Origin of the sequence: Peribacillus sp. YIM B13472, assembly GCF_042788005.1 — a bacterium.
Taxonomy (GTDB): Bacteria; Bacillota; Bacilli; order Bacillales; family DSM-1321; genus Peribacillus; species Peribacillus simplex_E.
Map to the genome: position 1 here is coordinate 1 of NZ_JBHZPG010000057.1, position 19,732 is coordinate 19,732.

20 protein-coding genes and 1 pseudogene are annotated in these 19,732 nt (G+C 37.3%); 5 read left to right on the top strand and 16 right to left on the bottom strand.

Annotated features, from left to right (window positions below):
* Positions 1-185: 185 nt before the first annotated feature.
* Together ACFX4I_RS25420 and ACFX4I_RS25425 are read right to left on the bottom strand one after the other, a co-directional pair.
* On the bottom strand, positions 186-398 hold the full coding sequence (locus ACFX4I_RS25420; protein WP_377423939.1) for a hypothetical protein: 213 nt from the start codon (positions 396-398) through the stop codon (positions 186-188).
* On the bottom strand, positions 370-507 hold the full coding sequence (locus ACFX4I_RS25425; RefSeq protein ID WP_377423942.1) for a hypothetical protein: 138 nt from the start codon (positions 505-507) through the stop codon (positions 370-372). The genes ACFX4I_RS25420 and ACFX4I_RS25425 overlap by 29 nt, the downstream gene beginning before the upstream one ends.
* Before the next feature lie 241 nt (positions 508-748).
* On the opposite strand from ACFX4I_RS25425, the gene ACFX4I_RS25430 reads away from it, so the two are divergent.
* From ACFX4I_RS25430 to ACFX4I_RS25440, 3 genes are all read left to right on the top strand, one after another.
* Positions 749-1,051, top strand: coding sequence for a DUF5067 domain-containing protein (locus ACFX4I_RS25430; RefSeq protein ID WP_377423944.1), 303 nt, complete (start codon positions 749-751; stop codon positions 1,049-1,051).
* 531 nt (positions 1,052-1,582) lie between these two features.
* The gene (locus ACFX4I_RS25435) at positions 1,583-1,879 is read left to right on the top strand and encodes a hypothetical protein (RefSeq protein WP_377423946.1); all 297 of its coding nucleotides are present in this window, start codon (positions 1,583-1,585) and stop codon (positions 1,877-1,879) included.
* Positions 1,880-1,993: 114 nt separating this feature from the next.
* Positions 1,994-2,758, top strand: coding sequence for a hypothetical protein (locus ACFX4I_RS25440; protein ID WP_377423948.1), 765 nt, complete (start codon positions 1,994-1,996; stop codon positions 2,756-2,758).
* Between the two features lie 135 nt (positions 2,759-2,893).
* On the opposite strand, the gene ACFX4I_RS25445 is transcribed toward ACFX4I_RS25440, so the two are convergent.
* The 5 genes from ACFX4I_RS25445 to hflX all read right to left on the bottom strand — a co-directional run bounded on the left by ACFX4I_RS25445 (position 2,894) and on the right by hflX (position 7,797).
* Positions 2,894-3,154 (bottom strand): peptidoglycan-binding domain-containing protein, encoded by a 261-nt coding sequence (locus tag ACFX4I_RS25445; protein ID WP_377423951.1) that lies wholly within the window; start codon positions 3,152-3,154, stop codon positions 2,894-2,896.
* A 135-nt stretch (positions 3,155-3,289) separates the two neighbouring features.
* Positions 3,290-4,624, bottom strand: coding sequence for a type I glutamate--ammonia ligase (gene glnA, locus ACFX4I_RS25450; RefSeq protein WP_230301461.1), 1,335 nt, complete (start codon positions 4,622-4,624; stop codon positions 3,290-3,292).
* Between the two features lie 38 nt (positions 4,625-4,662).
* Entirely contained in the window at positions 4,663-5,067 is a 405-nt protein-coding gene (locus ACFX4I_RS25455) for a MerR family transcriptional regulator (RefSeq protein ID WP_377423953.1), read from the bottom strand.
* Between the two features lie 195 nt (positions 5,068-5,262).
* Positions 5,263-6,531 carry a methionine gamma-lyase family protein gene (locus ACFX4I_RS25460; RefSeq protein ID WP_230301462.1) on the bottom strand — a complete coding sequence of 423 codons (1,269 nt, stop codon included), beginning with the start codon at positions 6,529-6,531 and terminating at the stop codon, positions 5,263-5,265.
* A gap of 12 nt (positions 6,532-6,543) precedes the next feature.
* Positions 6,544-7,797, bottom strand: a complete 1,254-nt coding sequence (gene hflX / locus ACFX4I_RS25465; protein WP_377423955.1) for a GTPase HflX — start codon at positions 7,795-7,797, stop codon at positions 6,544-6,546.
* 168 nt (positions 7,798-7,965) lie between these two features.
* Here hflX and ACFX4I_RS25470 point away from each other — a divergent pair, with 168 nt between their 5' ends.
* On the top strand, positions 7,966-8,574 hold the full coding sequence (locus ACFX4I_RS25470; RefSeq protein WP_057276371.1) for a trimeric intracellular cation channel family protein: 609 nt from the start codon (positions 7,966-7,968) through the stop codon (positions 8,572-8,574).
* Positions 8,575-8,611: 37 nt separating this feature from the next.
* Here ACFX4I_RS25470 and spoVK read toward each other — a convergent pair whose 3' ends face one another.
* From spoVK to ACFX4I_RS25515, 9 genes are all read right to left on the bottom strand, one after another.
* The gene (gene spoVK / locus ACFX4I_RS25475) at positions 8,612-9,568 is read right to left on the bottom strand and encodes a stage V sporulation protein K (RefSeq protein WP_230301464.1); all 957 of its coding nucleotides are present in this window, start codon (positions 9,566-9,568) and stop codon (positions 8,612-8,614) included.
* Between the two features lie 391 nt (positions 9,569-9,959).
* Positions 9,960-10,193 carry an RNA chaperone Hfq gene (gene hfq / locus ACFX4I_RS25480; protein WP_034313436.1) on the bottom strand — a complete coding sequence of 78 codons (234 nt, stop codon included), beginning with the start codon at positions 10,191-10,193 and terminating at the stop codon, positions 9,960-9,962.
* A gap of 3 nt (positions 10,194-10,196) precedes the next feature.
* On the bottom strand, positions 10,197-11,183 hold the full coding sequence (gene miaA, locus ACFX4I_RS25485) for a tRNA (adenosine(37)-N6)-dimethylallyltransferase MiaA (protein WP_230301474.1): 987 nt from the start codon (positions 11,181-11,183) through the stop codon (positions 10,197-10,199).
* Between the two features lie 314 nt (positions 11,184-11,497).
* Positions 11,498-12,811 carry a sensor histidine kinase gene (locus ACFX4I_RS25490; protein ID WP_230301465.1) on the bottom strand — a complete coding sequence of 438 codons (1,314 nt, stop codon included), beginning with the start codon at positions 12,809-12,811 and terminating at the stop codon, positions 11,498-11,500.
* A gap of 530 nt (positions 12,812-13,341) precedes the next feature.
* Positions 13,342-15,279 (bottom strand): FtsX-like permease family protein, encoded by a 1,938-nt coding sequence (locus ACFX4I_RS25495; RefSeq protein ID WP_377423958.1) that lies wholly within the window; start codon positions 15,277-15,279, stop codon positions 13,342-13,344.
* Complete coding sequence (locus ACFX4I_RS25500) at positions 15,257-16,033, bottom strand: ABC transporter ATP-binding protein (protein ID WP_230136082.1); 777 nt, start codon at positions 16,031-16,033, stop codon at positions 15,257-15,259. The genes ACFX4I_RS25495 and ACFX4I_RS25500 overlap by 23 nt, the downstream gene beginning before the upstream one ends.
* Positions 16,034-16,130: 97 nt before the next feature.
* Positions 16,131-17,192: a sensor histidine kinase gene (locus ACFX4I_RS25505; RefSeq protein WP_230301467.1), complete on the bottom strand. Its 1,062-nt coding sequence runs from the start codon at positions 17,190-17,192 to the stop codon at positions 16,131-16,133.
* On the bottom strand, positions 17,189-17,896 hold the full coding sequence (locus tag ACFX4I_RS25510; RefSeq protein WP_230301468.1) for a response regulator transcription factor: 708 nt from the start codon (positions 17,894-17,896) through the stop codon (positions 17,189-17,191). The genes ACFX4I_RS25505 and ACFX4I_RS25510 overlap by 4 nt, the downstream gene beginning before the upstream one ends.
* A 105-nt stretch (positions 17,897-18,001) precedes the next feature.
* Positions 18,002-18,457, bottom strand: coding sequence for an SMI1/KNR4 family protein (locus ACFX4I_RS25515; RefSeq protein ID WP_230301469.1), 456 nt, complete (start codon positions 18,455-18,457; stop codon positions 18,002-18,004).
* Between the two features lie 1,114 nt (positions 18,458-19,571).
* Between ACFX4I_RS25515 and ACFX4I_RS25520 the strand changes: the two are divergent.
* Positions 19,572-19,732, top strand: a pseudogene (locus ACFX4I_RS25520) (DUF1641 domain-containing protein); the annotation flags it as partial.

Genomic DNA, 19,732 nt, shown 5'->3' on the forward strand with positions numbered 1-19,732 from the left:
TCCAAGACGGACACATCCTCTCAAAAATCATTGTAAGGACTTAACTAAAATGTGTCCATGAAACTATACTAACTCCACACTGCACTTATTAGAAAACCTTGTAATAATATCATATTAGTTTATCTATCCTTTATTTTAATAGATTATAAGCCTCTTTCATATCTGCCTTAGCTGAATTGCTTGCACTATATATTTGATAAGCTGCAATAATTACTTACTTTACCATCTAATTCAGTATGAGGTTCTCTATTTAAAGTGATTGTTACAATACCATCTTTAGTATTCTTCTCTACTTTTCTAGTAATAGTAATTATTTCTTTACCAATAATATTACCATCATCATTTTTAATATCAATAGTTTGTGTATTACTATCTTGTAGATTCTTTAAATGCTTCATTCAAGAAATCTGTTTGATTGTCTACCGGTGTTTCTGCATTACTTTTTGGGATAAAGGCTGTACTAAAAAATAGACTAAATATTAATGCCATTACAATTACTCTTTTCATATTTCCATCTCCTCTAATCATGTAGTCGTTTATAAAACCATCATATTATGTAACAATATGTAAACACTGTCTTTATTATCTATTTATTGAAAAAGCTTCATGGCAGATTTTGCAACGAGTTTATAACAACATATCCATAAATGGATATATATGAAAAAATAATACACAATTGATAAAGCGTTTAATTATTAGCTAAATTATTTGATGTGAAGGTCGATGATTTATATGAGGAGGATGAGGAATGAAGAAAATATTAATTATATTATCTGTTATGATTTTGCTTACTGCTTGTGGAAACAACTTGGATACTCAAGATAAAAGAAATAATAACGAAACAACAACAGCTGAAACTGCAACTGAGGAAACCCTTGAGCCAACAATAACGTTTGAGAACGGAAACCTTGAAACTGAAGATTTTAGTTTAGCAATATCTGAAACTAAAATTATTCAAAGTCCAATGGAGGCTAATCCAGGGTTATTTGTCACTTTTACACTTACAAATAAAACGAAAGATAAAGTATTGTTCCAGATGATACTCTCGTAAATTTACTGGCTCAGCAAGAGAATGGAACATCAAGAATTGAATTAAATGAAAATTATCATTTTCTTGATGCGTTCGGAAGTGAGTAAGGGCTTCACTAATGATAAAGGTCAGTATTACGGCTGTCTCAAAGACCGCTTATGTGTTTTAAAAATCACACGTTATAAAGAGCATACTTCATCATCTACTACAGTATAAAAAAACAGACTTTTTATACCTAGTCTGTAAATAGTTTTAGCAAGATGGGTGATAAAAGCGCAAAACCACAAAACCAATAAAGCGACTACTACACAGGCAGTTTATGTTGAAGACACGCGTTTAAGAAATTTGACATGAAGGTGAAGAGCGGAGTAAATATGATAAAGTACCATTTGCATACTTCAATGGAATTGGGAATTGTGAAAAAGTTATTGGACAAGTTATATTTTGGTGTGGGACTTATTACTAATTAAATAACAACAAAAACTAACATTTTAGGATAATATATGATATTTTAACCTTGATATGTTTACATATAAAAAGGAGGGTGAATCTATGAAAAAAATAATTAGTATAGTAACACTTATAGTTTTATACTGGATTGTTTTATTAACGTATAGCGATAACTTAGAATATGATTCAATATTTTATTTAGCAAGTTCCTTATTCATTTTATCTTTAATTTTTATATGTTTCTTAAAAATTAAAGATAAGATAAATATATTTATTTTAATTGCGCTTTTAAATATCTCGGCAATTTATTTAACTGTTAATTTTCTTATAGGCATAATAATTTTTTTAGCTTTCATCATGATTTTATGTTTTTCTATTTATTCATATATAAGTAAATAGTAACATGACAATAGAAAAAAGTAGTAATATTCTGAATACTTATTCCTATTTTCCTTTTTATGGTAGGTTTATATATGTACATGTACATATATTTAAAAGGAAGGAATGAAGGCGATGAATTTTAAAAAAGGAACTGCATTTTTCATGAGTTTTATATTATTACTTGGTACAGTATTAGTCGCCCTACCAAGTAAAACTTCAGCCAATTCTGAAATACCTGTATTAGATGAATCTTTAACAATAATTAAAGAAACCGATGAGAAGTTCGATTATATTTTATCAATCGATGGCAACCAAATCAGGTATATTGAAATAACGAAGGTTATGGATGATGGATCTAAAGTTATCCATACAAAATCTTATAACGAAGAGACAAATGAATTATTACAAGATTTTGAAACAATTATTAAAGATGAAAAAATAACTGATCAAGAAATCTATAAAAATGAAGAAATGCCTGAGCTTAATATTGAGAATACAGGCCCAGTTTTTGTACCCTTTGCTTCTACAGCAAGTAACAAATCATTAGTTTCCGTTTTAAACATGAGCTATAAAAAGAACTATTCTACAAACAAAGGTACTGCAACCTATGCGAAATCCGGCACCAAAACAGCTAAACTTAGTTCTAAAACATTTGATACCCATGCAAGAGCGATTGATTCTATAAGAGGTGTAGAAAATGGAACTTTAGCTGGTTGGTTAATCGCTGCTTTCACAGGTGGTGGTTTAACTGCAGGCAAAATAATTTCTTTACAAACCCTTAAGGCAGTTATTAAAAACGTTGCAGGTCCTGTTGCTGTTGTAGCTAATGCTTGGGCATTGGGACAATGGATGTATTACTATAATACAATTTCCTCAAACTTCTCTAAAATTAAGTAAATTTCTACTGTAAAAAAGCATTAGGTTAATAAAAATATATAGGTTTTTACCTTTATATTTTTATCCTAATGCTTTTTTTAAGCAATATGAAATATCAGAATTTATTTAAAGAAAAGAATCGTCCAGAAAGACTACTTAAAAGTTAAAATTTTCCTTATCCAGCAACCAATTCTCAGTGAAAGTAGCTTTACCCGCCTTCCTATCAACTGAAATATCACGCGCTTTCTGGTTAGCTAATGCAGTTTCAGTACCTTTTCCAAAGATAGAATCGAGTGATTCAGGGCTATATCCTTCAGTAAAAAGTGCACCCTGGAGAATCCATGTAAGATTGCCTTTTGCACCTTTTTTGACAGTGACAATGGCTGCTCTAGTCTTAGGTCCCGGAATGCTATCCACATTATGCCCAGTTGATTATGAAATAGTTTGAAATGTGGTCAAAATGTGGTCAGCCAGCCAGTTCCCTTTCATTTTATAAAAATAAAAAAAGCCTTGGCAACTGAGAAACTCAGTAATACCAAGGCTTTAAAGCTATTAATACATTGACATATATTGTTCGCGTTCCCATGGGTGAACTTGTGTTCTAAACATATCCCACTCGATTTCTTTTGCTTCGACGAAGTGTTCAAGTAAATGTTCACCTAATGCTTCTTTGATGACTTCATTGGATTTTAATGTTTCCAATGCAGCATATAAAGTAGCTGGTAGATCAACGATACCTACTTCTTCACGCTCTTCTTTATTCATTACATAGATATTGCGGTCAACTGGAGCTGGAGGAGTCAAGTCGTTCTTGATACCGTCAAGACCAGCTTTTAGCAGAACTGCAAGTGCCAAGTATGGGTTTGCTGCTGGATCGACACTACGTACCTCTACGCGAGTACTTACTCCGCGTGAAGCCGGGATACGGATTAGTGGGCTACGGTTTTTAGCGGACCATGCAACATAACAAGGAGCTTCGTAACCAGGAACTAGACGTTTGTATGAGTTAACAGTTGGGTTTGTTACAGCAGTGAAGCTTGGAGCATGCTTAATGATACCTGCGATAAATTGCTCAGCTGTTTTACTTAATTCCAATTTACCTTCTTTATCATAAAATGCGTTTTCGTTGCCTTTGAATAGAGAAACGTTACAGTGCATACCAGATCCGTTAACACCGAACAATGGTTTTGGCATGAATGTTGCGTGTAAACCATGTTTACGGGCAATCGTTTTAACAACCAATTTAAATGTTTGGATGTTATCACAAGCTGAAATTGCATCTGCATATTTAAAGTCAATTTCATGTTGTCCAGGAGCTACTTCATGGTGGGATGCTTCGATTTCAAATCCCATTTCTTCAAGCTCAAGAACGATATCACGACGGCAGTTTTCTCCTAGGTCAGTAGGTGCAAGGTCAAAATATCCGCCTTTATCGTTCAATTCTAGAGTCGGCTCGCCTGCTGCATCCAGTTTGAATAGGAAGAATTCAGGTTCAGGTCCAAGATTGAAATCTGTGAAGCCCATTTCTCTTGCTTCTGCAAGAACACGTTTTAGGTTTGCACGTGGATCTCCATCAAAAGGTGTTCCATCCGTATTGTAAATATCACAGATTAAACGTGCGACTTTACCTTTTTCGGAAGTCCAAGGGAAGATAACCCATGTATTTAAATCAGGATATAGGTACATATCAGACTCTTCGATACGTACGAAGCCTTCAATGGAAGATCCGTCAAACATCATTTTATTATCAAGTGCTTTTTCTAATTGACTGACTGGGATTTCAACGTTTTTAATTGTCCCTAAAATGTCAGTAAATTGTAAACGAATGTACTTAACATTTTCTTCTTTCGCTAAACGAGTGATGTCTTCACGTGTGAACTTTGCCAATTTCTATTCCCCCTAATAATCATTCATAAATCATATTTTTATTGGAAAAAACGGGACATATCCCCTTGTCGAAGAGATGTTCGATGCCTGCTTCCTTGTAAAAGCTCGGCACGCAGAAGCTTGCGAAGCTCCTCGTCACTTAGGTCCTGTCTTATCTTTTCCGCTTGTTCTAATTCTTGAGTTTTAGGTAAATTCTGTTCCTTTACAGTGAAAATCTTTTTGATGCCGGCTAGATTGACTCCTTGTTCGATTAAGTCTTTAATCTCAAGCAGTCGATCGATATCGTTTAATGAAAAAACCCGACGATTTCCATCTGTTCTCATAGGAGTAATAAGTTGATGCTCTTCGTAATACCGAATTTGGCGTGCAGACAACTCAGTTAGCTGCATGACGATTCCGATGGAAAAAAGAGGCATCGAACGCCGAATGTTGTTGCCGCTCATTCTTAGCATCCTCCTTTTGTTTATCTAAATTCATCTTATATCATGTTATTAAACTTGTCAATATCATGTTACATTTTATGACGTGTTTTTTTCAGAAAAATTAAATGATTTGTTACTACTCAAATATTATGACTATTGCTTTTACAGGAATCCAATTGTCTTTGGATTCCCATAACATACGTGACATAATTTCATTTACAATTGAATCAGCTTTTTGTCCATTAGCGCATTCACAGCAGTCAATACAGCTACTTTAACATGGGCGTATGTCAATCCGCCTTGAACGTAGGCAACATATGGAGCCCTTGTCGGACCATCTGCCGTAAGTTCAATGCTTGCCCCTTGTATAAAGGTGCCAGCAGCCATGATTACATCGTCTTCATATCCTGGCATATAGGCAGGATATGGTGTCACATGTGAATTGATTGGTGATGCATATTGGATGGCCTGACAGAAGGCAACCATCTTATCCCGGTCATTAAATTGGACGGATTGAATCAAGTCAGTTCGCTTCGCATCCCATTTAGGGGATGTATTCATACCGAGTTTTTCTAAAAAGGCAGCTGTGAACATGGCTCCTTTAACAGCTTGGCCAACGACATGTGGTGCAAGGAAGAATCCTTGGTACATTTCCTGCAGACTATAAAGCGACGCACCTGCTTCAGCCCCTATTCCTGGCGATGTTAACCGATAGGAGCAAGCTTCAACCAGGTCCTTTTTACCAACAATGTATCCTCCGGTCTTCACTATCCCGCCACCGGGGTTTTTAATGAGTGAACCTGCCATTAAATCCGCTCCGACGTGACATGGTTCTTGTGTCTCAACAAACTCTCCATAACAGTTGTCCACGAACACGACGATTTCAGGGTTAATGTCTTTTACAAAAGAAATCATTTCCCTTATTTCATCAATTGTAAAGGAAGGTCGTGTAGCATACCCTTTTGACCGTTGTATACCGATCATCTTCGTATTTGGTTGAATGGCTTGTTTGACGGCCTCGAAATCAACGGTTCCAGTTTCTTCTAACGGAACGGCCTTATAGCTGATTTGAAAATCACGCAAAGATCCGATACCCGAACCCCGGATCCCTACAATTTCTTCCAAAGTATCATACGGCTTACCAGTTATGTATAACAATTCATCCCCTGGACGCAATATGCCGAAAAGAGCGGTGGAGATGGCGTGTGTGCCTGAAATAATTTGGGGGCGCACCAATCCAGCTTCCGCTCCAAATACATCTGCATATATCAATTCCAGCGTATCGCGGCCCATATCGTCGTATCCATACCCTGTAGTCGGGATGAAATGGGAATCACTCACTCTATGTGCTTGATAACTTTGTAATACGCGAAATTGATTTTCTTCAATTCGTTCGTCCACTTGCTTATGTAACGGAGAAATCATTGCTTCCACTTCCTGGGCAATATTTTTCAACACTTCTCCATTAGTTAACTGCTGATACATCAAAATTCCCCTTTATAATGAATATTTCTCCAACTGCCCGGTTATTGGATGATCAGCTAGACAAAAACCTTTGCATTCATACCTTTCCGATTCTTCATTAAAGGATAGAATGCGCAATATGGTTTCATTTTTCAGCTGTGATAATAATTTACCCTCACTCGACGGCAAGAAAACATGATACGGGACCATTTCTTCAATCACGTACTTTTCAATTTCTTCCATGATTTGATTCAGGTCCGATTGTTCATAGGCACTGATCATTAATGAAGCACGACTTGCTGACCTGACAAAATCAGCGTGAATCTTATCTTTCTTATTATACAACGTTAGCTGTGGAATGGAAGGGACATCTAAGTCATTTAGCAAATCCTGCACCGTTTTCTGATGATTAAAGTAATCCGTACTTGAGGAATCGACCACATGGAGCAATAGATCCGCTTCTTTCACTTCTTCCAAGGTAGAACGGAATGCGGCAATTAATGATGTCGGCAAATCTTGTATGAATCCAACCGTATCCGTGAGCAGCACGGTAAATCCGCTAGGAAGAATCGCCTTTCGTGTCATGGGATCCAATGTAGCGAACAATTGGTTCTCTTCGAATGAATCCGCCTCTGTCAAACGGTTGAACAGCGTTGATTTACCTGCATTCGTGTATCCCACAAGTGCTATTTGAAAAGCCTTATTACGTTTCCTTCTATTACGATAGCGTTCACGATGCTTCACTATTCCACTTAATTGTTGCTTGATTTCATCTATTTTCCCACGGATGTGGCGTCGGTCGCTTTCCAGCTTCGTCTCCCCTGGTCCCCTGGTGCCGATTCCCCCTCCTAGCCTGGACATCGCCGTCCCCTGTCCGACCAAACGCGGCAATAAATATTGGAGCTGTGCAAGTTCAACCTGCAGCTTCCCTTCTCTGGATCGCGCCCGCTGAGCAAAAATATCCAATATTAGCTGTGTTCGGTCAATGATCCTTGCCTCCAATTGTTTCGAAAGGTTCCGAATCTGGCTTGGGGATAGTTCATCATTAAAGATAAATAAATCCGGCTCCAGCTCCTCTTCCAGATTCCGAAGTTCCTCCACTTTTCCTTTTCCTATATATGTAGCCGGATCGACACTTTCCCTTTTCTGGGAGATGGTCATTAAAACCTCACCATTCGCCGTCTTCGCCAAAGAAGCCAGTTCATCGAGTGAATATTCAAAACGTTCATTAGCCTCAGTTGTTTGACATCCAATCAACACGGCCGTTTCCTTTATTGCTTCTTCCAAATCATATGCACCACCTTCTGGTAGATTTCAGTTAATCATAACAAAAAAAATGAATATATAAAAATTTCCTCAAAACGAAGCTTTTAACCGTTTTAAAAATTCCGATAACATGCTAAAATCAAATTTGGCTTTACCATCAAAATCGAAAAGACATAGAGGGACATTCATATGACATGGGAAGTATTGAGCTTCATAGGTACGATTGCATTCGCTATAAGCGGAACCATCATCGCCATGGAAGAAGAGTATGATATTTTAGGAGTTTATATTTTAGGAATCATAACCGCCTTTGGCGGAGGGGCGATCCGTAATCTGTTGATCGGTGTCCCCGTTTCAGCGTTATGGGATCAAAGTTTCTATTTTGTCATCGCTTTAGTATCCATCACCATCGTTTTTGTTTTTCCTACAAACCTTTCAAAGCACTGGGACAGATGGGGAAACCTCAGTGATGCCATTGGCCTTTCAGCCTTTGCCATCCAAGGGGCGATGTATGCTGTGGAACTTAATCATCCAATAAGCGCCATCATTGTATCAGCTGCATTAACCGGATGCGGAGGCGGGATACTCCGTGACGTGCTAGCTGGAAGAAAGCCATTGGTCTTCAGAAAAGAAATCTACGCAGTATGGGCCATCATTGCAGGCTTGGCTTTAGGAAGTGGTGTATTATCCCAGTCATGGCAGCTTTATTCGCTCTTTGCCGTCATCACGATATTGCGAGTCCTTTCTTACACCAATAATTGGCATCTTCCTAATAAGAAATGGGTGCCTAAAACATAAATTTGAAAAGCCCGCCATCTTGGCGGGCTTTTCCATGTCATTCTTTCTCATCCTCCTCGAAAACCAAATCTTGGCTGGTAAGCGTCAGTAAATCGGATTTTTCAAATGAATCTTCCAGTAAAAGCCGCATTGCCTGCGCCCTAATAGACTTTTCAAGTACATTGCGGATATAACGTCCGTTTGAAAATGAAATAGGTCCCCGGAATGAACGCAATATGATTAAATGTTCTTTTAATTTCCTTTCGGCATCCCGATTCATTAGATACTCCTTTTCCTGCAGCATCCGATCGGCTATTTCCATTAACTGTTCAATCGTATAATCCGGAAAATCAATAACAAGCGGGAACCTGGAATGAAGACCAGGATTAAGGCTGAGGAAATACTCCATTTCCCTCGAATAACCAGCAAGGATCAAAATGAATTCGTGCTGCCGATCCTCCATATGCTTGACAAGGGTATCTATGGCTTCTTTTCCAAAATCCTTTTCCCCGCCTCTTCCCAAGGAATAGGCTTCATCAATAAACAAGATCCCGCCAATGGCCTTTTTAATTAAATCCCTTGTTTTTTGGGCAGTATGACCAATGTATTCCCCGACCAAATCTGCCCTCTCCGCCTCAATTAAATGCCCTTTCGAAAGTACATTCATTTTTTGAAACAACTTACCGATTAAACGTGCAACCGTTGTTTTCCCTGTTCCGGGATTTCCTTTAAACATCATATGCAGTGCTTGCCTGCCCGTTTTCAGCCCCTTTGACTCACGTTGTTTATTGATGTAAATCCAGGCATATATCTCTTTTATCATCCGTTTCATTTCTTCCATTCCGACCAGCGATTTCAGTTCATCTTCAATCTCTTTCAATGCCACATGCTGGTGGGGGATTTCCTGCACCAAAATTTCTTTTATCGGCAGATCCTTTTGTAGCGCTTTTCTGTTTTCAGCATTAAACACAATATTGATTTGCCCGTTATTTTTCATACGGATCGGTTGTTCCAATGCATTCACCTCTCCATCTTGGACCCTAACTCTAACACCACAATTTTCGATTTATGATTGTCATAGGCATATGCTGCATAGCCAAAACTAACCCATCGGAAAATTCGTTTATTTCTTTTAGAGATTAAGCCCCATTCCTATCTGATTAAGCGACTTATTCTGACAGGATTTTTTTCCTTGGAGGATTCGTTTCGACAAACTCCATTCCCGTTCACCAATTTATTAGGGGTAATGTCATTTCCTGCGGTTTCCCGGAAAATAATCCATTCCTTAATATATATTCAAATCAGGTACGTAAAATTATCGATTCTTTGAAAAAGAACAGAGAAGTGCATGTAAAAAAAAACAGGTCGCTATAAGCTAAACCTGTTTTTTACATTCATATATATGATTATTCCTTCACTTCGTAATCAATCTGAACATTACGTTGTGGAGCAAATGTAGAGATCGCATGTTTATAGACTAATTGTTGTTTGCCCTCTGATTCAAATAAAACGGTAAAATTATCGAACCCTTTCACTTGTCCTCTAATCTGGAAACCGTTTAATAAAAATACCGTCACATACGTACCATCTTTACGTAATTGATTAAGAAACTGATCTTGAATATTTACTGATTGTTTCATGTATTAGTCCTCCTCTTTTCTCTCTAAATTTATGTATTCGCCTTCACTGAAAAGCTTTCCTGCTATAAATCCAGATATTTCATGTATTTTTTTTGGAAAACCCTCTAGATCGGTCATATCAAACCAAATTACATCCATTTTATTCCGAAACCAGGTCAATTGCCTTTTTGCATATCGACGGGAGTTTTGTTTTAATGTCCCAACTGCTTCATCCAATGAAGCCCTACCATCAAAAAAATCATAGATTTCTTTATAGCCTATAGCCTGGATTGATTGGCAATCCCTCAAACCTTTTTCATAAAATGACTCTACCTCTTGAATCAGCCCTTCTTCCACCATGCCATCAACACGTTGATCGATGCGTTGATATAACTTTTCACGTTCCATAGTCAATCCAATGATACACGTATCATATTTCAATTCTGTAGGCTGTTCATTCAGCTGCTCACTCATTGTTTTACCAGTACAATGAAAAATCTCTAGTGCCCTGATCACCCTTCTTACATTATTAGGATGAATCCGATTCGCGCTTTCCGGGTCAACGCTGCGTAATAGTTCGAAAATGGGATCAATCCCCAACTCCCTAACCTGCTTTTCGAGTCCCTCCCTATAAACAGGGTCGGATGGCGCCTCCGAAAAATGATAATCATAAATGACCGATTGTATGTATAATCCTGTTCCACCGACGATAATGGGAAGTTTACCCCTGCTTTGGATCTCCTCGATACAAGCATTAGCCCGCTCCTGGAACTCTGCCGCACTAAATGGTTCATCAGGGTCTTTAATATCAAGTAAATAATGAGGAATTCCCTCTGTTTCTTCCCTCTTGATTTTTGCAGTCCCAATATCCATCCCCTTATAAACCTGCATGGAGTCCCCGCTAATAACTTCACCATTAAATAACTTTGCCATCTCAATACTCATCTTTGTCTTCCCAACAGCAGTCGGTCCAATGATAACGAGAAGTTTTCCTTTTTGTTGTTTCACAATCTCACTGCCTTAATTGATTTTTTCCCTATCTTATCATAATCTCGATGAAAGCAGCTAAACATCTACCCATTATGTCCAATTCAGGTACTTTTATTCAATTTTCCCCGTAATAATCGACATCTTCATATCGCTTAGATTGTCAGCGTGAAAAATTGCCGAAAATACATTTGAGGCTCACAGCTCCATTGCTCCTTCCCCTGGCAGAAGGGAATATAATCCAGTTAATAAAATCGTAAAAAAAGGCATGATTCCTTCTGCATTTGAGGAATCATGCCTTTATTTCTATTGTCTTTCCTTAGATCAAATTAGCCGCTTTATCCATTTACGGGTATGATCATCGTAACGGTCGTTTCTTTTTCAGAGGATTGTACAAGGATCTCGCCATCATATCTGTTCACTAAGTCTTTAACGATGAACAATCCTTGTCCGCGAACTTTGCCCTTTTGTGCCTTTTTGGTTGAAAATCCGCTGGCGAATATATTCTCCAGATCTAATTCCGAAATCATTGGTCCGGTGTTCGTTACCAAAAACGTATACTTTTCATCGTCAGCTTTGCAGGCAATATTCATTCGGCGTTCTTGCTCTGGCAATTCAATAGTTGCCTCAATAGCATTGTCGATAACATTTGATAATAATTTTATCAAATCGACCGTTTTGACCCTATTAAAGGATTCGGGTGAAACTTCAATCTCAATATCGATGTTATAATTCTGGGCCGAGAGCCTTTTAGTCTCTAACAGGACAGATAAGCCTGGATGAACCACATCCAATTTCATCGATTCAATTGAAAGCACTTCTTTTGAAAGACCGGTTAAGTATTCCAGCGCTTTTGCGTTCTCCTCTAATTTAAGCAGTCCATGTATCACCTGAATATGATTGGAAAAATCATGCCTTAATGAGCGGACTGAAGCAATGAGAGATTGAAATTCCGATTGATACGTATCTTCCGTATCCCCCACTTCACGTGTCAGTTCCTTTTGATACCATTTTTGAATGACAAAAAAGGTAACCAGCAGCATGATAACAAATCCACCATTATAAACGAGAATGGCAATGCTGCTTTTCAATACCTTGCCGTTAATGGCATTAATAACTTCTGCGCTCACATCTACGCCCAAAAAACCAATTATGTCGCCATCTTGATTTTTCATTGGCACTCCCACAGTCAAATACTCACCATACTCCGGATCTTCTAGAATCCCGGTAATGAAGCTTTTGCCTTCATACCCCTGTTTGACCTGCTCCGGCGGTACAGTACATACGCCACCGATCGGAAAATCCCCTTTATGATCTTTTGAAAACCCAGTAATCATAGCTTTAGATACTCTCGGATTATCAATCATGAGGGTATAAACATATAATGCTCCTATTTTTTCACGTGCATCCTCTAAGTAAGCTTTTATATCCCTATAATCCCGGCTTTTTACTTGGTTATTGAGAAATCGCTGATAGGCCTCTATATCCATCGAGTCGGCAATAGATCTAGCAGCTACCAAGTTTTGATTAGCAACGGATTTTTGCACAGAATTTTTAATGCTTAAATATGTTGAAAACATATTTAGAAGAATGAAAACAATCAATAAAAGAATGGTCAAATAAAGAAGCGCCCTTAACTTTTTATTTTTCATAGGATTAAACTTACCTCATCTCTAGCAGCTAAAAGTTAACGAACCTAGTCTGAGTTTACTATATAAAGGGACAAAGAAATAAAGAAAAAATCTAATAATCTTCGATAATCCCAGGCATATAATACTATAATTAATCAAGTAATTAACAGATTACCCACTAACTTTCGATCATATAACTTTTTCATATTTTATCTACACTGAATCAACTAATAATTTTTTCTAATAAATCATTTCATTTCCAATAATTAATTATACTAATATGATTTTTTGTAAGAAAAAGGGGGAAATTAACGATGTTGGGTTTGGTACTTTCTCTTCAAATAAATAATTTTACCCTTTATATGAAAATATTACAAGAATCTAGAGGTTACATTTGTAAAATTACACCATAATTCTCACTTTTTATATTAAGTTGCGCAAAAATAGTGAATCACTCCTTTTTCAACAGTACATATTAACTAATTTATCATTCAGGAAAACAAAAATGGAATCAGGGCCTGTCCCCTGATTCCATTTACATATGATAGCTTTTATTTAATCGAATTGATGACTGCCCGCTCATACATCTTTTTTGTTACTTGATAATATAGCAGTTGAAAAAGAAAATACGTTCCGATGACCATAGCAGAATAGACGAATAAGTTGGATCCCAATAAATTGCTTAATGCCACATAGGCGATTATGGCATGAATCATCCCTATCAAAAATGGAGCGAAAAAGAGGATGCGTATTTCCTCACTTAAAATTTGCCGTATTTCTTTTTTTGTCAGTCCCAATCGATGAAGGGCATGAATTTGGATTTTTTTATCTTCTAAATTCGTAAAAACTCGCAGATACATCATGCTTCCTTGGACGATAAAGAATAATAAACTGACAAACAAGCCGATAAAAAGTATCAAAAGGCTTCCCTGTTTCATTTCTTGATAAATCGGAGCTCTTGTTTGCAGTTGATGGTCTGGATTATTAGACATTTTTTCGATTTTACTGGATGTTTCCATTGATTCTTCCCAATCTCTAATTTCATACCCGCGTACTCTTACCTTTTCTTTTAAAGGCACATCAGCAGTGAGTTCATGATACAGCTGATCATCGACCACCATCAGGGTCGTTGCTGACTTTATGGGGGCGACAATGGATTGATTGCGCTGACCAATTATTGTTACCTGTATAGTTTGTTTACCATAGTGAAGTTCCTTTTGTTCTCCCTTTTGGACGAATTGATAATCCAGTCCTCCATAAGGAAAAACGTATAACGCTTCCTTTCCAGATAACTTTACTGGATCAATTTTTCGCAATGCAGCCACATTGTTATAATCACTTTCCGAGATTAATAATGACCTATTTTCATTGGATTCTCCCGTTCTCATATGGGGTAACATGTGGGTAATGGGTAAACCTGTCATATTTACTTTGTAAAGGATCTTGAATCCATCTTCCTTTAATGCTTTCTCTACTGCGGATGGTTCAATAATGGAATATATAGAAGCGTCATTTTCCACCCAGCCAATTGATTGCGGAATGTTATTTATCCCTTGCTTTTTTAAGTCTGCACTGAACATGAAAAGTGTGCCTGCAGCTGTCAAAATGACGGCTGTAATGATCGAGGTCAAAAAGAATAATCTGGAATAGTCTTTAATATTAAATATTAGGTTTGTTTGAGTGATTAAATTCGTTCCACCATATAAGCTTTTCTTCTTCCGGTAAAGCCTGCTGCAAAGAGCGACAATACTTTGGCTGAATAAAAAATAGGTGCCGATCAGAACGAAGAATAAAATGGGCATTACTCGAATATAAGAATTATTCATCGACATTGTGCCTGCCAAATAATAAGAAACGCTTAAGCAAACGGCTGATAATGCAATTAACCACTTTGAAACGAAGGGCGTCTTTTTTGGTTTTTGTTTATCTTTTAGTAAATCGACCACCTCCGCATTTCCAATGTGGAACAATGAAAGGAGCGATAATAGCTGAAATAGCAAAACGAAACCAACAATCGTATAAACAAAGGCCTCAGGGACAAAGACAAACGATATTGGTTGCTCTACAGCCAATAACCAAGAAACTGCCATTAAGAATAACTTTGAGAACAAAAACCCCAAGCCTACCCCAATCAGGATTGATATGAGGGAAACCATCGTTTGCTCCAGGTAAATCAGTTTTCTTAGTTGGGATTTGGACATTCCAAGCAGTGTCAGCAGCCCAAACTCTTTTTTTCGCGGCTGTATAAATGCGGCATTCGAATAAGCGATAAAGAAAACCGAAAATATGATGATCACAATTTCTGCTGCAATGAGTCCCCTACTAATTAGCTGTCCCCCAGGGATATTCGCATGGACCACATCAGGATGAAAGATAAATGATGCGTAAATAAAAAAGATTGAGACGGAAAGGACAATACTGAAAAAATAAGCTAGATAACGTTGTGCATTTCCTTGGATATTTCTCTTAGCGAGAAGTCGGATGTTCATGATAAACTCCTCCCAAAACGCTTAACGTATCTAAAATCCTTTGATGGAAACTCTGTCTTTCCCCTCCGCTGTGCACCTCCGAAAAGAACTTGCCATCCTTTATGAATAGAATCCGGTCACAGAAGCTGGCGGCAGTCGGGTCATGAGTGACCATGAGGATGGTTGCTCCCTTTTTCTCCTGAAGTGTCGTGAGGGTATCCATTACCTGCTTGGCGGATTTGGAATCCAAATTACCAGTAGGTTCATCCGCTAAAATAATGGAAGGCTCATGAATCATCGCTCTTGCACAAGCCGTTCGTTGCTGCTGACCTCCGGAAATTTCATAAGTCCGCTTTTCTAAAATCCCTTCTATACCAAGAAGGCTCGCCAATTGATTTACCCTATTTTCCATTTCCTTCAATTTATAATGATCTAACGCTAAAGGAAGGAGGATATTTTCGCGAACGGTAAGTGTATCAAGAAGGTTGAAGTCTTGAAAAACAAATCCAATTTCCCTCCTGCGAAACAAAGCCAGGTCCTGATTGTTTAATTCATTAGGATTTTGATCATTTAGAATGACTTTACCTGCGGTGGGCTTATCAATCGTGGCCATTAAGTTAAGCAGAGTGGTTTTCCCGCTGCCTGATGGACCCATCACCCCGACAAATTCCCCTTTCTGTACATTCATGGTGAAATTATGTAACGCTTTATGAAATAAATTCCCCTGCTTTTGAAAATAAGTTTTGGATAATTGCTCCGCTTTTAAAATCGACATCCTGAATACCTCCCTTTCTTACCGTAAGTATAATGAATAAAGCGGGAGGCTCCCATCGAAGTTTATTACATAATCGTTTAACACCCTTACAATTCTGTCACCTTTCATGTAAGGTATTTGTCTTAAAGAGAAATTCCACAGTAGTCCCTTCTGATACAGTCGATTGAATGGTAACATCATGCCCTAGCCTGTTAACGATTTCCTTCACTAGAAATAGTCCCATCCCGGTTGACTCTTGTTGGACTCGCCCGTTCTCTCCAGTAAAAAATGGATCAAACACCCGTTTTACATCATGTGGGACAATTCCAATTCCCTGATCTGTTATCCTTAGGAAAATCTCCGACTCTTTTTCAAAAATGCTGAACGTTATGCTGTCGTGCTCTTCCTGCCTTGAATACTTCAGTGCATTAAAGACCACCTGACTAATGGCGAAGTGGAGCCACTTACGATCCGAATGCACATATAAATTCTCAAGCTCCGTGTCAAGCCTGGGATATATGAACCGTTTGATGAACTGTTTCTTTTCCTCGTTAATCACTTGCTTGACTAGATTAATTAAGTCAACCCGCTCCGATTTTACATCCTCTGAAAAACGCTGTAGCCTTGCTCCATGCAATATAATTTCCAGCCCTCTGCGAAATCGATCATTTTCTTCTTCTATCTCTTTAAGATAATCCTTCATCGACTCATTCGAAAATGTCCTTTTGCCTTCTTGAACCAGTAAGGAAATGACTGAAACGGGTGTCTTCATTTGATGAGCCCAATGATGAATCAACAGCTCATATTGCTCCTTCTGTTTGATTTGTTCTTGTAATTGTCCAATTGTTACCTGGTTCATTTGTTGAAAAAGCTCCATCCACAACTTTTGTTCATTTGACAGGGGGTCCCTAAAGGCTTCGACATATTCAAACGACAAGCTAGGTTCTTGCTTCATCCTTGCTAATTGATTAAGAAAACGGTAATGCCTTATGTAATCGGTCGCTAAAAATAGAAGCATCATAAACAACGCAAGAATAATTAAATAGATGATATTTGAAATCGATATGTGATTCCCAGCTTCCAGAACGGCTAATGCATAAGCAATAATAAGCAGGCTTACCAATAGAACGGTATAAAAAATAAAATAAAGACGGTCATTTATAAAGGATTTCAGCTTCACTTTTCTTCACCTTGCACTATTTTTAGTCGATATCCTTTTCCCCTGCTAGTTGTTATGGCGTGGTTGACGCCAATATCCTCAAGTTTTCTCCGTACCCTTGTGACATTGACGGTCAATGTATTGTCATCAACAAATGAATCATCATTCCATAATGCTTCAAGTAAATCTTCACGCGAGACAATGGTGTCATACTGTCGTAGTAAACAACTCAATAATTTCAACTCATTTTGAGTTAACATTACCCGATTGTCCTCATATTCGATCATCGCTTTTTCCGTATAAAGCGTTAATCCGTCCATTTCCTTTATTTTTTGGTGGAATGAAAATATTTCCGCATATTCACCATAAACCCTGCGTAGGACACTCTTTATTTTCGCTAGTACCACTTCCAAATGAAACGGTTTTGTTAAATAATCATCTCCCCCATATTCAATGGCCATGACTTGGTTCATTTCATCTGTCCTTGCAGAGATGAATATGATGGGAACCTTTGAAACGGTCCTTATTAGCCGGCACCAATGAAAACCATCATAATAGGGCAGATTAATATCCAATAAAACCAAATCTGGCTTTACCTCTTGGAACTCAGCAAAGACATGGTCCAATTGCTTCACTTCAAATACCTCATAACCGTACCTTTTTAAATAATTGACCAAGATTCCCGCTATTTTGAAATCGTCTTCAACCAATAATATTTTATACATCTTTTTCTCCTCATTAACATGACAATCCTTCATATCAATCCAGCTATTGAAATGAAAATAAAAAACCTTGAATGGTATGAGCCAATCAAGGGGATTCAAATAAAATTAGATTTCTTCCGGGATTTTCAATCCCTCAATGAAGGATTTAAAACTCGATGCAACTTTATAAATATTTTCATCCTGACTTGATGGATCCGAATACCACCCCTGATCCCAGAAGTAAACTCCCTTTTCCTCTTCGTTATCTATCAGCAAGATTTTACCTGCACATGTATCATTACCTATTATAATGCAATTCTTATGTAAGTCTTCCCTATTTTCTTCATGCCATTTCTGTAAATCCAGTTCTTTATCTTGAAGTTCTAATCCATAAAGTACATTTAAGCAAACGAGCGTGTCTAATCCATCTACATAAAACTTACTGTTTTGAACCGCAGTTGTGCCGCCATTATGCGTAAGGAGAAATTGTTTATAATCTGCAGGGATCTCAAAACCCACAAATTCCTGAAAATTATCCACCGCTTCTTGTGTCGCTTTGCCATATCCGGTAATATTAACCATTCTATCACTCCATTTCAGTTTATTGTAGCAAAATCAATTGATACTCTTATTCTGTAAGCCTGCTAATTACTGTTTATAAAAAGGTCAGGCCCCTCACTCCATTTATGGAGATCGTTGAAAAATAAATTAGTATTACTTAGAAAATAATACTTTTTTTAAATATATTAACATAATTTTACTATCCTTATCAGTATTTTCTGATATTATTTTGACAATTTCGTTGCATTTCAATAAGAAAATAGCTATTTTATAAAGAGTTTTGTCGAAAAATCGATAAATCGAATAATTCGTAGATAAATCAGGAGTTTTCGAAGATATATCTCCATTTTCGAAGATATATAGGGGACGATGATGAAACTTAGCATTATTCCTTCTTCTTTATACAATAAAAAAGGCGCCCAACCATCATCTTCTAGGTTATGCGCCTTTTTCCTATTTATGAATTATCCCATTACATCTCAGACAACTTTATAGTCATCATATGTAATTATTAACCTGCTCATAGAAACTGTCTCAGCACGAAGCCTATTCTTATCACGACAATAAGCTATGATGGAACTATTGGGAATTTTGGCTGTACAATTCCATTTACTATATTTTTCATTATACCTGGAGGATATTTCGATATTCTCACCACGGATCTTTAATATCCTGCGTTCTACCAAGGGCATCATCTCCAATTCCGATAATATTCTTTACCCTAAACCAGATAAAATATTCCTGGGTCACATTCAGGCATGGCATATTCAAAGATTATGGTCATTATAGCAAACCAAATATATATTCAAAACAAAAGATGTCTACATATTCTGCCGATAGCCGGCGATAACCGAAAGATCCTGCCCCCTATATTATAGGAAATGCGGTGAATCCCAATCGTAATTCTTATAGAATGTCTGTTTATTTAAGGTATTATAACCAGAATAATCTTAATATTTTTTTGGAATATTAAGTGAAATCACAAAACCCACCTAATAACTGTTAATAATAACTATAAAAATTATATTCGTATCACAAAAGAAATATTTGAAATTAAGAGGTTAGAGTCGTATGATTAGTAGTATCGGCGGAAAACACATAAATCAAAATAATTAAGTTTAAAGGGGAATTAGATATGGTAGATGTAGTCTCAAAACCTGAACATGAAACACTTAATATTTCTGCAAACCAAGAACAATTGGATATCCTTGATCAGCTTTTAAAGCCTGAGGTTCAGGAATCATTGAACACTTTAGTTGAGCAGTTACCAAAACTAACTGAATTAGTGAATATTTT

What these genes read in the sequence shown, in the direction of transcription:
- ACFX4I_RS25420 (WP_377423939.1), bottom strand. Translation starts at nt 398, where the DNA reads ATGAAGCATTTAAAGAATCTACAAGATAGTAATACACAAACTATTGAT.
- ACFX4I_RS25425 (WP_377423942.1), bottom strand. Translation starts at nt 507, where the DNA reads ATGAAAAGAGTAATTGTAATGGCATTAATATTTAGTCTATTTTTTAGT.
- ACFX4I_RS25430 (WP_377423944.1), top strand. Translation starts at nt 749, where the DNA reads ATGAAGAAAATATTAATTATATTATCTGTTATGATTTTGCTTACTGCT.
- ACFX4I_RS25435 (WP_377423946.1), top strand. Translation starts at nt 1,583, where the DNA reads ATGAAAAAAATAATTAGTATAGTAACACTTATAGTTTTATACTGGATT.
- ACFX4I_RS25440 (WP_377423948.1), top strand. Translation starts at nt 1,994, where the DNA reads ATGAATTTTAAAAAAGGAACTGCATTTTTCATGAGTTTTATATTATTA.
- ACFX4I_RS25455 (WP_377423953.1), bottom strand. Translation starts at nt 5,067, where the DNA reads ATGAGCGGCAACAACATTCGGCGTTCGATGCCTCTTTTTTCCATCGGA.
- ACFX4I_RS25460 (WP_230301462.1), bottom strand. Translation starts at nt 6,531, where the DNA reads ATGTATCAGCAGTTAACTAATGGAGAAGTGTTGAAAAATATTGCCCAG.
- ACFX4I_RS25470 (WP_057276371.1), top strand. Translation starts at nt 7,966, where the DNA reads ATGACATGGGAAGTATTGAGCTTCATAGGTACGATTGCATTCGCTATA.
- hfq (WP_034313436.1), bottom strand. Translation starts at nt 10,193, where the DNA reads ATGAAACAATCAGTAAATATTCAAGATCAGTTTCTTAATCAATTACGT.
- ACFX4I_RS25490 (WP_230301465.1), bottom strand. Translation starts at nt 12,811, where the DNA reads ATGAAAAATAAAAAGTTAAGGGCGCTTCTTTATTTGACCATTCTTTTA.
- ACFX4I_RS25495 (WP_377423958.1), bottom strand. Translation starts at nt 15,279, where the DNA reads ATGAACATCCGACTTCTCGCTAAGAGAAATATCCAAGGAAATGCACAA.
- ACFX4I_RS25500 (WP_230136082.1), bottom strand. Translation starts at nt 16,033, where the DNA reads ATGTCGATTTTAAAAGCGGAGCAATTATCCAAAACTTATTTTCAAAAG.
- ACFX4I_RS25510 (WP_230301468.1), bottom strand. Translation starts at nt 17,896, where the DNA reads ATGTATAAAATATTATTGGTTGAAGACGATTTCAAAATAGCGGGAATC.
- ACFX4I_RS25515 (WP_230301469.1), bottom strand. Translation starts at nt 18,457, where the DNA reads ATGGTTAATATTACCGGATATGGCAAAGCGACACAAGAAGCGGTGGAT.